Source organism: Sporofaciens sp. St.21A7 (genome assembly GCF_059728535.1).
Genome location: NZ_BAAGFN010000001.1, coordinates 480,774 through 494,630 on the forward strand (window position 1 = coordinate 480,774; position 13,857 = coordinate 494,630).

Annotated in this window: 13 protein-coding genes; all 13 read left to right on the forward strand. The window is 41.9% G+C overall.

Annotated features, from left to right (window positions below; translation table 11 throughout):
• The first annotated feature begins 46 nt into the window (after positions 1 to 46).
• Positions 47 to 1,639 (forward strand): AAA-like domain-containing protein, encoded by a 1,593-nt coding sequence (locus AC6I3O_RS02300; RefSeq protein WP_497849534.1) that lies wholly within the window; start codon positions 47 to 49, stop codon positions 1,637 to 1,639.
• 374 nt (positions 1,640 to 2,013) lie between these two features.
• Positions 2,014 to 2,478, forward strand: coding sequence for a hypothetical protein (locus tag AC6I3O_RS02305; RefSeq protein WP_497849535.1), 465 nt, complete (start codon positions 2,014 to 2,016; stop codon positions 2,476 to 2,478).
• 146 nt (positions 2,479 to 2,624) lie between these two features.
• The gene (loaP, locus tag AC6I3O_RS02310) at positions 2,625 to 3,185 is read left to right on the forward strand and encodes an antiterminator LoaP (protein ID WP_497849536.1); all 561 of its coding nucleotides are present in this window, start codon (positions 2,625 to 2,627) and stop codon (positions 3,183 to 3,185) included.
• Complete coding sequence (locus tag AC6I3O_RS02315; RefSeq protein WP_497849537.1) at positions 3,166 to 4,476, forward strand: DegT/DnrJ/EryC1/StrS family aminotransferase; 1,311 nt, start codon at positions 3,166 to 3,168, stop codon at positions 4,474 to 4,476. The genes loaP and AC6I3O_RS02315 overlap by 20 nt, the downstream gene beginning before the upstream one ends.
• A gap of 35 nt (positions 4,477 to 4,511) precedes the next feature.
• Positions 4,512 to 5,177 (forward strand): sugar transferase, encoded by a 666-nt coding sequence (locus AC6I3O_RS02320; protein WP_497849538.1) that lies wholly within the window; start codon positions 4,512 to 4,514, stop codon positions 5,175 to 5,177.
• Positions 5,178 to 5,195: 18 nt separating this feature from the next.
• Positions 5,196 to 6,443 (forward strand): glycosyltransferase family 2 protein, encoded by a 1,248-nt coding sequence (locus AC6I3O_RS02325; RefSeq protein ID WP_497849539.1) that lies wholly within the window; start codon positions 5,196 to 5,198, stop codon positions 6,441 to 6,443.
• Positions 6,436 to 7,203, forward strand: coding sequence for an MBL fold metallo-hydrolase (locus AC6I3O_RS02330; protein WP_497849540.1), 768 nt, complete (start codon positions 6,436 to 6,438; stop codon positions 7,201 to 7,203). The genes AC6I3O_RS02325 and AC6I3O_RS02330 overlap by 8 nt, the downstream gene beginning before the upstream one ends.
• 19 nt (positions 7,204 to 7,222) lie before the next feature.
• Entirely contained in the window at positions 7,223 to 8,515 is a 1,293-nt protein-coding gene (locus AC6I3O_RS02335) for an ATP-grasp domain-containing protein (protein ID WP_497849541.1), read from the forward strand.
• Positions 8,516 to 8,565: 50 nt separating this feature from the next.
• Entirely contained in the window at positions 8,566 to 9,336 is a 771-nt protein-coding gene (locus tag AC6I3O_RS02340; protein ID WP_497849542.1) for an SDR family NAD(P)-dependent oxidoreductase, read from the forward strand.
• Complete coding sequence (locus tag AC6I3O_RS02345; RefSeq protein WP_497849543.1) at positions 9,336 to 10,619, forward strand: glycosyltransferase family 4 protein; 1,284 nt, start codon at positions 9,336 to 9,338, stop codon at positions 10,617 to 10,619. The genes AC6I3O_RS02340 and AC6I3O_RS02345 overlap by 1 nt, the downstream gene beginning before the upstream one ends.
• A 5-nt stretch (positions 10,620 to 10,624) precedes the next feature.
• A complete protein-coding gene (locus AC6I3O_RS02350; RefSeq protein ID WP_497849544.1) occupies positions 10,625 to 11,539 on the forward strand; it encodes a LicD family protein in 915 nt (304 codons plus the stop codon).
• The gene (locus tag AC6I3O_RS02355) at positions 11,529 to 12,623 is read left to right on the forward strand and encodes a glycosyltransferase family 2 protein (RefSeq protein WP_497849545.1); all 1,095 of its coding nucleotides are present in this window, start codon (positions 11,529 to 11,531) and stop codon (positions 12,621 to 12,623) included. The genes AC6I3O_RS02350 and AC6I3O_RS02355 overlap by 11 nt, the downstream gene beginning before the upstream one ends.
• Positions 12,620 to 13,843, forward strand: coding sequence for a glycosyltransferase (locus AC6I3O_RS02360; protein WP_497849546.1), 1,224 nt, complete (start codon positions 12,620 to 12,622; stop codon positions 13,841 to 13,843). Before AC6I3O_RS02355 ends, AC6I3O_RS02360 begins: the two co-directional genes overlap by 4 nt.
• The last annotated feature ends 14 nt before the right edge of the window (positions 13,844 to 13,857 follow it).

Here is a 13,857-nt window from a genome sequence, read left to right on the forward strand (position 1 = left end):
ATTGTCTTTGCATTATACTTTTTAGGAAAGGATGGTGGATGTTACGATGAAAGTCTTTACAACTACAGGCGTTTGTATTCCGAAAGAAAACTATATGGTAGATATCCGGGGCTGTTTGGAACAGATTAAGGCCATGGTGGATGCAGGGCAGTACTTCACCATTCATAGAGCAAGGCAATACGGAAAAACCACGACGCTCACAGCGCTTGGGCAAACCTTGCGCAGTGAGTACGTCGTTTTGAGCCTTGATTTTCAGAGAATAGGAAGCGCTAGTTTTAAAACGGAGGAAAAGTTCGTAAAAGCGTTCTGCCGCCAACTCAGAAAGAAGGGGGATAAGGCTGGGATGCCGGATTCCATCCAAAATGAGATTGAAGAATTTATAACACGCAGAGAGAATCAGGCCACGCTGGATGAGTTATTTGATACAATCTCCATGTGGTGTGAACTTTCAGAGCGTCCGATCGTCATGCTTATTGACGAAGTAGATTCTGCAACAAACAATCAGGTATTTTTGGATTTTTTGGCGCAGTTAAGATTTCAATATATTGAAAGAAAATCTGAGCCAGATTATAAGACATTTCAGTCGGTGATACTTGCAGGCGTGACAGATGTTAAAAATCTAAAGCGCAAGCTCCGTCCGAATGAGGAACACAGATTCAATAGTCCCTGGAATATTGCGGCCGACTTTAATGTGGATATGAGTTTGTCTGTTGATGGGATTGCCGGGATGCTCGCCGAGTATGGAGAAGACCACCACATGAGGATGGACACGGAGCTTGTGGCACAGGAAATTTACAATTTTACGAGCGGATATCCGTTCCTTGTGAGCCGTATTTGCCTGATAATTGACACGCAGCTCGTGGGAGCCGGATTTTGTGATTTCTCCAAAGCATGGACCAGGGCGGGGGTCAGCGAGGCGGTGAGACGAATCTTGACAGAAAAAAATACACTTTTCGATTCGCTTATGGGGAAAGTAAACGACAACCCGGAGATGGGCAGGATATTGGAGCGGATTTTGTTTGCAGGCGATTTTGTGTCATACAATGCCTACAACATAGGGATCGCCGACGCAGAAATGTTTGGTTTTATCCGAGATGATTATGGCCGGGTTGCGGTATCTAATCGGATTTTTGAAACGTTGTTGTATAACTATTATCTGAGTGTCAGTGAATTGCAAGGCTCTGAGCTTTTTAAGAGAGGAGCAAATGCGAAAATGGAGTTTGTCCAGAATGGACATCTTTTAATGGAGAGGATTCTTGAGGGATATGTGAGGGTTTTCAGTGATTTATACGGGGGACTGGCTCAGAGTTTTTCTGAGGCTGAGGGACGCAGGAGATTTCTTTTGTATCTTAGGCCCATAATTAATGGAACGGGAAATTATTATATTGAACCGCAGACAAGGAATAATGAACGCATGGATCTTGTGATTGACTATCTTGGCGAGCGTTTTGTGATTGAGTTGAAGATATGGTATGGCAAGTCCTATCATGAGAAGGGGGAGAGACAGTTGGCGAACTATCTTGAACATTATCATCTGAACAAAGGATATCTTTTAACTTATAGTTTCAACAAGACGAAAAAAACTGGTATGACACAAGTTGTAGTCGATGGGAAGACGCTTGTTGAAGTGTTGATCTGATTTTTGCCTGCCTTTCAAATCCCTTTGGAGTAAGGTGATTTGGCAGTAATTTCTTAGGGATAATGTAAAAAAATCGTAGAGTAGGATACTCTGCGATTTTTTATTAAAAAAGCATATTTATTATAACTACCTAAACTTAATTAGTCAATACTTTATTTCTATTTGTAAAATTTTACTCTAAATTTACATCCACATAATGGATTGAATTCTTTTAATTTATCACTTATTAATATATTGTCTGATATATGTTCAAAACTTATCCGAAATCGCGGCAAAATAACCTATAAAATTTTCGCAGAGTATCCTACTCCACGAAAGAAGGGATTGCTATCTGGTATTTATTGACCTGTCATGGGCAGGAAGAACGTAAAATAATGGATGCATGTAATACAAACTTGTCCCGGAACGCGCTCCGGAAATCTTTCCTATTAACATATGACAGGATGCGCCGGTATAAGGGCGAATGGCATCTGGAGAGAAGGCTTTTGTTCCCTGCATACGTCTTACTGGAAAGTGAAAATGAGGAGCGTCTGTTGAGGGAACTGAAAGAATTTAAAAAGATATCGGAATCCGAAAGCTGTGTTGTTAGGATAAATCCGGAAGAAGAGAAATTCTTAAAAGCGCTGTATGGGAATGAATGCCATCTAAAAATGTCTAGAGGGATTCTCTTTAAAGGAACTACGCAGATTACGGAAGGTCCGCTGAAAGGAATGGAGAACCGAATCTGTAAGGTTGATCGACATAAACGGTTGGCGCATATCCGAACTGTAATAGGAATGGGCGTCGGGGAATTTCGTTATGTTCTGGCAGGATTGGAAATAACGGAGAAGTTGGAATAGATAAAATATCAGGAATGTCTCTTGAAGCATTGGCACTTGAGACTTGGAATGATAGACATAGAGATAATAACTGTGGCTGTATAAGTATGGGCATGGATGGCGAAGCCATGCGTATTGGGCTGTAAAAAATGACAGGGAGAACGTATATGTGGTATGTAATGCAAGTGGCTTCCGGTCAGGAAGAACGGACGGTTATATTAGTAGAAAGTATGATCTCCGAGGGGATTTTAGAAAGCTGCTTTATTCCCACACGCAGACTCAGGAAGAAATTCCAGGGGGCATGGCATGAGGTGACGGAGAAGTTATTCCCAGGATACGTATTCCTGATTACAGAGCAGCCCCGGTTGTTATATGAAGAATTGAAACGGATTCCACGCCTGACTAGGATGCTTGGGCAGTGTGAGGAATATTTCGTCCCGCTGCCGGAAGCGGATGTCAGGGTAATGGAGAAGTTTCAGGATGGGACAGGAGAAATCAGTGTTTTGGAGGCAGAGATTTCTAGAGTTGCAGTAGAAGAAGGAAAACAGATAAAAATTTTATCCGGGCCGCTTAAAAATCTGGAAGGACAGATTAAGAAAGTGAATCTGCACAAGCGGACGGCGGCTGTGGAGGTAGAATTTATGGGAAGTAAGACGGTGATTTACTTAGGAATTGAGATGGTTACAGACAATAAGGGTGTAAATAACAATGAACAATTTTTTGAATGATCCAAGATTTGCGGGTATTGAACCATTTAACACAAAAGTTTGGCTGTCCTCCCCCACCATGCATGGTGATGAGCGCCGATGGGTGGATGAGGCGCTCAGGACGAACTGGGTGAGTACGGTTGGCGCCAATATTAGTGAGATTGAAAAGCGGGTTGCAGAGTACATCGGCTGCAAGCATGCTGTTGCGCTGTCCTGTGGTACTGCGGCGCTCCATCTTGCTGCCAGGCTGGCTGGAGAAAAGCTCTATGGGAAAGCCAAGCCCAACCATGGGACATTAGAGGGGAAGAAGGTCTTCTGTTCTGACTGTACATTTGACGCAAGTGTGAATCCTGTCGGGTATGAAGACGGTGAAGCGGTGTTTATCGACACTGAGTATGATACTTGGAATATGAGTCCGGAAGCTTTGGAGAAGGCATTCGAGCTGTACCCGGATGTTCGGATTGTAGTTGTCGCTCACCTCTACGGTACTCCTGGCAAGATGGAAGAGATTAGAGGCATCTGTGATAAGCACGGTGCCTTGCTTGTGGAGGACGCAGCAGAAAGTTTTGGTGCGAAGTATCTTTTTCGCGGCAAATGGGCCGAAACAGGTACGCTCGGTTATTGCAGCGCTATAAGTTACAATGGTAATAAAATTATTACGGGATCGACTGGTGGGATGTTTCTGACAGATTCAAAAGAGGATGCGGATAAGGTTCGTAAGTGGTCCACACAGAGCCGTGAAGCCGCTCCTTGGTATCAGCACGAAGAGATGGGCTATAACTACCGCATGAGTAATCTGGTTGCCGGTATTGTGCGCGGACAGATTCCGCATTTGGCTGAGCATATCGACCGGAAGAGGGAGATATGGGAGCGGTATGAAGAAGGTTTAAAGGGACTTCCCGTTAAGATGAATCCCTGGGATAGAGAGAAGAGCATTCCTAACTTCTGGTTAAGCTGTATGCTTATTGATGAGGATGCGATGGCTCCATATGTGCGAGGGGAGCGGGAGGAATTGTGGAAGCATGAGCCGGGGAAGAGTTCGCCAGGTGAGATACTGAATGCTTTAACTGCTTTCAATGCCGAAGGCCGTCCGATTTGGAAGCCGATGCACATGCAGCCGATTTATCGGACCAATGCTTTTGTCACAGTCGAGGGGAACGGAAGAGGCAGGAGTAATGCATACATAGTCGAAACGGGTGTCGATGTGGGGGCGGATATATTCAGACGCGGGCTGTGTTTACCCAGCGATAACAAGATGACTGTAGAGCAGCAAGGCAAGGTCATGGAAATCATACGTAGGTGTTTTGAGTAAGTTGGGATTGAATCTCGGTTAGGGGAATGATTGGTATGTATCATAGAGCTTATGGGCCATATGAGGGATTTATAAAACGTCCATTGGACTGTTTTCTTGCAATACTGGCGTTTATCGTCTTTTCTCCTGTGCTTGCAGTCACAGCGCTGCTTGTTCGTAAGAAACTTGGTTCGCCAGTTCTTTTTTCACAAGAGCGTCCGGGAAAGGATGAGAAGATTTTTCGATTATTTAAGTTCCGCACAATGACAGATGAAACCGATGAAAACGGCGAGCTTTTACCAGATGAACTTAGACTTACTAAATTCGGGCAGACGCTCCGTTCTACAAGTCTTGATGAACTGCCTGAACTAATAAACATCATCAAGGGTGATATGGCTGTAGTGGGTCCAAGACCCCTCCTTGTAAAGTATCTGCCGTACTATACGAAGGAGCAGCGTAGAAGACACAGCGTTAGACCGGGGCTGACAGGTTATGCACAAGTGCATGGACGTAATACAGTTAATTGGGACGATAAGTTTTCCATGGACGTAAAGTATACGAAAAAAATTACATTCCTAGGCGATGTAAAAATCATTTTAGAAACCGTAAGAAAGGTATTTATGCGAGAAGGTATTAGTTCTGACACATCAGTTACAATGGAAGATTTCAGAGATTATTGTGCAAGCATTGGGAGAACGCAGGAAGAAATTGGTCAAATGTGAATTGGAAAAGGATGAGTTATGGACAGTCCACTAATAAGCGTCATAGTACCGATATACATGATAGACCGTTATATAGGGCTATGCATTGAAAGTATTATGAACCAGACATATAGAAATCTTGAAATTATTTTAGTTAATGACGGCAGTAAAGACAGATGCCCTGAGATATGTGATTTGTACCAGGGGAAAGATGAGCGGATTAAAGTCGTCCACAAATCAAATGGCGGTCTTGTATCAGCCCGCAAGGCTGGACTCCAACAGTCGAATGGACTTTTCATTACCTACGTAGATGGTGACGACTGGATTGGCCCAGGGTTTATTGAAGGGCTTTATACAGCGGCAAGTACATCTGATGCCGACATGGTCTGTGCCGGGTTCACACGTGATTTGTTCACGAAATCGGCAGTGTTCCATAATAATCTCCCTTCTGGCATTTACGAAGGTGAAAAACTGAGAGATTTCTGGAAGAATATGATTTCCAGCGGCTCTTACTATCGGCCTGGGATAAGCACATACGTCTGGAATAAGCTGTTTAAAAGGGATATCCTGCTGGATACTCAAAGTGTAGTTGATAACAGAATAAGCATTGGCGAGGATGGAGCGGTCACTTATCCGGCGCTGCTGAAATGTAAGAAGATCGCAGTAATCGACAATGCAGCCTACCACTATCGCCAGCGTGAGGACTCCATGCTTAAACAAAGTACAGGGTATCTGGTCGAAGCACAGAAGCTTCTGTATTTATACGAGTATCTGATGCAATGGGCAGAACAGACAGAGCCGGAACTGAGAATAAAAAAACAAATTGAGGATTATGTTCTGTCTATTGCTCTTATGCGCTCAGGAGGAAGATTACCACAGGATAATTTCAGCGCCTTTGATAACGCCTACTATGGCAAACGGGTGGTTATCTATAGCGCAGGGACATTCGGCCAGCAGCTCGTAAACCGGTTTAAGGAGACAAAGCATTGTAATGTGATTGCCTGGCTTGACGACGACTACTGGGAGTATCGAAGATGCTGCCTTGATGTTGATCCTGTAGAGTCTGTCACAGCGCTAACCTATGACTATATCTTAATTGCAGCGGTGGACGGATTGGCAGCTGGGAAGATAAAACGAAAATTAATAGATCTGGGCGTGGGTGAGAATGCAATTCTTACCATAACAGTACCAGAAGACCGGGCGGCGCTCATCAATCGCTTCCTTGATGTGAATACCCTGAAAGAAGCGGAACCAAAACGAAAGAGGGGGAGTTCTTCTCATGCGTAATTTGGCAGCAAAAATATTAACAGCAAAGGGACCATGCATTTTTGCCACAGGTCAGGCCGGATTTGTTGTAAAGAGTTCCAGCGGCCAACTCTTGGCTATCGACCTTTATCTATCTAACTGTGTGGAGAGAGTGGAAGGCCACAAGGGGTTTAAGCGGCTGTTACCTGAGATCCTGAGTCCTTTTGAACTAACTTTCGATGTAATTATCTGTACGCATCCCCATCTCGATCATTTTGATATTGACGCTGTCCCGGAGATGGTGAGTAAGGGGAGTAAGATGTACTGCTCAGTTGATTGTGAGAAGCTCGTACATCAGCTTCAAATGGAATACTACAACGACTCCATCGCCTATATAAAGCCTGGTAATAGGTCATCGGAAGGAGATTTTGAGTTGTTGTTTGTCAATTGTGACCACGGAACCGGAGCGCCTGACGCAGTAGGTGTTGTTGTAAAAGTTGACGGGAAGACTATTTATGAAGTTGGGGACAGCCGCTTGCGTTTAGATAGGGCTGCTGAGATACCGATGCCTCTCGATGTTCTTATCTCTCCGATTAATGGTATGTATGGGAACATGAATAGTGTGGAGACAGCGAAACTTGCTGAAGCTCTTCGCCCATCTATTACAATCCCCTGTCACTATGGGATGTTTGCTTCCCATGGCGGGGATTTGAAACACTTTTATGATGTTATGAATGAAAAACATTTGCCGGCGCTGATTATGCGGCAGGGTGAGCAGTACAGATTAGAAAGAACGCAATAGGCGTAGAGAGGAAAAGAACATGAGTAAGGAATTTGAAGGGAAAAAACTGTTAATTCTAGGCGGGAACCCTGAAACCACTCCATTGGTAGAGATAGCAAATAACATGGGCATTAAGACGATCGTGTCCTCTGCCCGTCACACAGATCCAGCAAAACAGGCTGCGTGGAAAGCTTATGATGTTGATGGTATGGACGTACCCGGATTGGTTGCATTGGCTCGCGAGGAGCAGGTAAATGGTGTTCTGGTTGGGGTTGCTGATATCCTTGTTCCTGCTTATTGCAAAGTCTGTGAGGCTCTGGGACTTCCCTGTTATGCGACACAGCAGATTACAGATGTGTTTGCGTTCAAAGATGTCTTTAAGGCTACCTGTGAGCGTTATGGTGTCCATGGGATTCCAGAGTTTTATCTAGATGCTGAGATGAAACGTGAGGATTTGGATAAGATTGTATACCCTGTCATGGTCAAACCTGTGGACAACGGCGGCGGCGTTGGTATGACTGTGGCTTACAATGAAGAAGAATTGAAAAAGGGCGTGGAAGCTGCCCTTGAGAATAGTAAGAAGAAGCGATTCATTGTGGAGAAGTACATGCAGTGTGACGATATGGGCATGTACTACACCTTTAAGGATGGGTACTGCTCCGCTTCCTGTATCTATGACCGTTATACTACTGATGAACAGCCAGGAATGTCCCGTGTGTGTCTCGGAGGTACATATCCTTCTAAGCATTTAGATGAATATTTTGAGCGTATGCATCCCAATGCGCTGCGTCTCTTTAGGGAAATCGGAATCGAGAACGGCGTGCTGATGCTCTCTGCTTTTTATGAGAAGGGTGAGTTTTATGTATATGACACAGGCTTCCGTCTCCAGGGCGAAGCGCCGCATTTGCTCATGAAGGCTATCCACGGTTTCGATCAAAGAGAGATGCTTATTCGATTCTCTCTCACTGGCTCCGAGGGTGTTGTAGATCTTGCGAAAGATGACGACACGAGACTTCGTGGTAAATGGGCAGCCACACTGTGGTTCCTGATGAAAGAAGGAAAGATTGATAAGATTGTCGGGTTGGATCAGATTGAGTCAGACGAGCGTGTTGTGGCAAATGTACAACGTCTGCATGAAGGGGATGTAGTCTTGCCTGAATGGATCGGTAATGAAAAGCAGGTCCTTACTCGCATGTATCTGGTTTGCAATAGCAAGATGGAACTGGCAGACACTCTCAAGTACTATATGAACACAGTAAAAGTTCTGGATGAACACGGCAGCAGCATGCTCTTAAAGGGATTTGATGTGAATAAGGCTCTGGAACTTCGTTAACCTCTTCCGAGATCTAAGGAAGCAATAACAAAAGAAAGGGAGAGGATGCTATGGAATTTGAGAGATTGAAAGACAAGGTAATTGTGATATCGGGCGGGACAAAAGGCGTAGGACGTGCTTTTGCTGAGGTCGCCGGCCGGGAAGGTGCTAGGGTTGTTATCGGCGGCCGTGACGAAAAGGCAGGCAAAGAGGCTGTCAGAAACATTAGGACATTCGGTTCTGATGGAATGTTTGTTCGTACCGACCTTATGAAAGTAGCGGATTGTAAGCATCTGTTCGATGCAGGAGTTGAGATGTTTGGCAAGATTGACGGTTTTTTCAACTATGCAGGAGCAACGCCGGTCAGTCCTCTCGATACTTGCGATGAGGAAACCTTTGATTGGGTTACTTCCGTAAACTATAAGGCTGCGTTCTTCTGTTGCCAGCAGGCGATAAAGTATATGCGAATGAATGGCGGCGGCAGCATTGTTCTTACTGGTTCCGCTCATGCTTGGGGCGGTCAGAAGGATAGGGCGGCATATGCGATGACCAAGGGGGTATTAAGGATACTTAATGAGCACATTGCTCATCAATATGCGGTCGAACAGATTCGGTGTAATTATCTCACTCTTGGATGGACGCCTACGGAAGGAGAAGTAAGCCTAAGAATCAGCCAGGGTGAGAGTGAGGCTGAACTGAGGAAGAGGGCTGCCGATATCCTGCCTATGGGCCGAATGTGCGAGCGCAGCGATTATATGGAAGCGTTGATTTACTTGATGTCTGATGCTTCAGCAATGATGACGGGAAGTACGTTTAGGCTGACTGCCGGGGAGTATATATAATGGCTGACAATAAGAGTAATATATTGTTTTTGAGCTTGAGTACTTTTATGTCGATAAATGAAAAAAATGCCGGAATTTATGCGGATTTAATGCGTGAGTTTGTCAGGAACGGGCACAAGGTTTATCGGATATTTCCTGTTGACGTGTTGAAGGACAAGTCTCGGCAAATCTACAAAGAGCCAGGCCAAGTTATAGTGAAAATTCCAGTTGGGAAAATACGGGGAAGCAGCAACATGATAACGAAAGGGATTCTTACCATATTGCTGGAACCAAGGATGAAAGCAGCTATAAAAAAATACTATAAAGATGTTCATTTTGATTTGATTCTATATGCGACTCCGCCCGTTACATTTTATAGCGCTGTGAAGTATGTCAAGAAAAGAGACAGAGCTTTAAGCTATTTAATGCTTAAAGATATATTTCCACAGGGTTCTGTAGATATTGGCCTAATGAATAAAAGAGGCATAAAAGGCTTGATATATTTATTCTTCAGGAAAAAGGAGAAGCAGTTATATAAGATTTCAGATTATATAGGATGTATGAGCGAAGCTAATATAAAGTATTTATTAGAGCATAATACAGTTGTTAAAAAGAGCAAAGTTGAATTGTTTCCCAACAGTATTGATGCCATTGATTTCTGTATTTCAGAAGAGGAAAAGAAGAAAAGCAGAGAGAAGTATAACATACCTGAGGATAAAGTAGTTTTTGTTTATGGAGGCAATTTAGGAAAACCACAAGGCATCCCTTTTATAATTGAAATGTTAGAGCATATCAATTTACAGCGAAATAAGAATACAGTATTAAATAAAGCCTATTTTATTATAGTTGGAGACGGGAGTGAGTATCATAAGCTTGAAAGTTATTATAAATTAAAACAACCTGATAACATGCTCTTAATGGCGCAACTGAATCAGGATGAGTACGATTGTTTGATTAGAAGCTGCGATGTTGGACTTATATTTTTGGATCACCGGTTCACGATTCCAAATTTTCCAAGCAGATTGTTAAGTTATATGCAGGCTAAGATGCCGGTTCTGTGTTTTACCGATCCGGTGACAGATATAGGGGAAACCGTAGTTCAAGGCGGATTTGGATGGAAAGGCGAGAGCGATGATGCAGGCAGGGCGGCAGAGATTATTGAAGAAGTATGTAATGATTTCAGTGCAGGCCGAATTGAGAAAATGAAAGAAAATTCGTGGCAGTATCTCATCAATAATTTTGCTGTCTCAAACGTATATACGACCGTTATGAAGCATTGTACGGAAAATCATGTGGATGGGTGAAGAAAATGAATTATGATCCGGAATATATTAAGCCTGAAATAAGAGATGGGTGGAATGTATCTGAAAAAATGAAAAAAGTGTGGTATATCTACCTGGATCTGATCAAAGTATTTGCAGAGATTTGTGACAAGCATCACTTGCGGTGGTATCTATGCGGAGGGGCTTTGATTGGAATTGTACGTCATCATGGTTTTATCCCGTGGGATGATGATGTTGATTTGATGATGCCTCGTGAGGATTATAACAAGTTTTTGGAAATTGCGGCGGGTGAATTAAAGCATCCTTATTATCTGCGTACGACCTTAACTGAAAAGGAATGTTTCCAATACTGGGCGAGCATATGCAATAGTGAAACGACTGGTAATAGAGAAACCTGTTTATCGAAACGCCAGAACAATGGAATATCGATTGATATTCTGCCTTACGAAGGATGTGAGGATAACATTCATCTATATGCATTGAGAAGAAAACCACTGTATATTTTAGCAGTCCTTTGCAACACTTATGTAAATGACTATAATACATCAAGAATTGCAAACATTATTAGAACAATTTTAAGAAAAACAGGATTTAATTATATAGCTGTTTACAAATGGTTAGAAAAACATAATAGCAAGCATCCATGGAGTAAATATAATTATATTACTTACACATTAGAGGCTGATCCTGAATTAAAAAGAGGACTGCAAGTAAACTTCTTTAAGAAAGAATGGTTTGAGAAAACAATAGAAATGCCGTTTGAGAATACGGTTTTGCCTGTACCTATTGGATATGACAAAATATTGACGCAAGAATATGGGGACTACATGACATTTCCTCCGATTGAATCCAGGAAGGCGAAGCATGACATGGTCTTTGAACCGGATATTCCTTATAAGGAATATTGTCATGCAAAATATGGTGTTTCTTATGAAGAGTGAAATGGGCAGGATGATGGTAAGCATTATTATTCCAGTATTTAACACCACCTTAGATAAACTTAATATGTGTCTTGACAGTATTCAACGTCAAACTTATCAAAACTATGAAGTGATTCTAGTTGATAATGGTTCCTCAGATTCAATGTTTGAACAGTATAAAACCCTATCCGGACAGTACCCAAAGACTAGAATTGTTCAGCAAAATAGCGGCGGGGTGAGCGCTGCGCGTAACAGAGGGTTGGATGAAGCAAACGGAGCGTATATCACTTACATAGATTCGGATGATCTAATATCATGCTTCGCTCTGCAAGATGGAATGAATCACCTAAGAATTTCCAGTGCTGATGTTGTTATTTCAGGTATTAGGATTGTAGTTAGCCAAGAAGAGTTTTTATCCTTCCATGCAGATGAATCAAGCAAAAAAATTGAAATAGAGTCAGATGAACTTGTAGAAAAACTAATCAAACATTATCTGACGGTCGAAGGTGATTCATTTCTTGCCGATTATTTTCCGAATAAAGATAAAATGATAGGAAGAGGTCCTTGTTCTAAAATAATAAGAGCATCAGTTGCAAGGTCAGTAAGATTTCCGGAAAATCTTCCAATCGGAGAAGACTTGATTTGGAGTATTGAATTACTAAAAAATGCGAAACATGTGATTTTAGTTGATAACGTTTGGTATGGGTATGTGGTAAATGGGAATGAATCTGCAATTAGAAAATACTATGGAAACCGTGAGGTTTTGGCAAAAAATTATTTGAAAATATTGTGGGATAACAATAAAAGTTATTTTAAGGATAATGAGTACCAGTTCGTTCAGAATGTTGCGGGAGAGTTTTATAGTATCTTAAACTTTGAGATGCTTTCTGATAAGTGCAGCTTATCTAACAGAGGGAAACGGAAAATAGTGAAGAACTGCTTAAAAGAGTGGCCATGGGAACTATTGAAAAAAAAGAGCAATTTCAAGAGATTATGCGTGACACACAAACTGCTTGTTATTGGAGCATGTTCAGGAACCTGGATATATATATATGAGCTGAAAGACGTAGTAAAGAGAATAATTGGCAAGAGGAAAAGAGTATGAAATTCGACATTGCTTTCTTATCAAGGTTGATTCCAAGAGAAATGGATGCTGAGGTCAGACGGAAAATGATTGGAATGATGGAAGATGCAGCGATAGCATGGCAAGAAAATATTATTGAAGGAATTGAAATCGAAAATGGCGGTCCATTACATCTGATTAATTATCTACCAGTTAACGCTTACCCCAATACATATAAAGATCCGTTTATAAAAAAACGTAAATTCAGCCATACTGAGGGGGCAGAAGATATAAACCTTGGATTTTGTAATGTTAGGTACATAAAGAGGTTTCAGCAATGGATACCTTTGTTTCAAGAAATAGACAAATGGGCAAAGACAGATCTTGGATTAACGAAAGTATTGATTGTTTATACTATGTATCCAGAATTCATGATGGCTATAAAGCATATTAAAAAGAAGCATAGTAATATTACCATTATTAATATAGTTGTCGATTTGCCAGAGTACACAGTATTAGGTGATTTTAAGAAGACTTTATTATATAGATTGTATTCAAGTTGGGACAGGCATCAAGCTGCCGTATCAAAAGGATATACGGATGGTTATGTCGTTATAACGAAGCAGATGGGCGGTGTTCTATCCAAAGAAAAGCCGTATACAGTTGTAGAAGGAATATGCACTTCTGTTTTTCCGGAGATAGGACCAAAAGAGGATAAAACTGTAAAAGTGATATATGCCGGAAAGCTAAATGAGATGTTCGGATTAAGGAAATTACTTGATGCGTTTCAAATGATAGAGGATCAATCCTATGAGCTTATACTTTGCGGTATTGGAGATTTGGGAGAAGAAATCGCAAACAGAGAGAAAGAAGATAGAAGAATAAAATATCTGGGACAACTAAAAAGAGAAGATGTGCTAAAGATACTAATCACGAGTGACATAATCATAAATCCCAGAGAAAATATAGGGGAATTTACAAAGTACAGTTTCCCCTCCAAAGTGATAGAAGCCCTTTCGTCAGGTATTCCTTTTGTTGGATATAAATTGGAGGGTATACCAGATGAGTATGATAAATTCATTAATTACCCAAGTGGAGATACGGTCGTTGATCTGGCTAATACGATAGTAGAGGTTGGAACTGGGAAAAAGCAAGAAGCGAAAGCAAAGGCTATTGAAGCAAAATCTTGGATTACAACAAAAAAAAGTCCCAAGGAGCAGGGAAGAAAAGTACTTGATTTAATAAATCTGATAATAGGTTGATATTATGGAGGAAA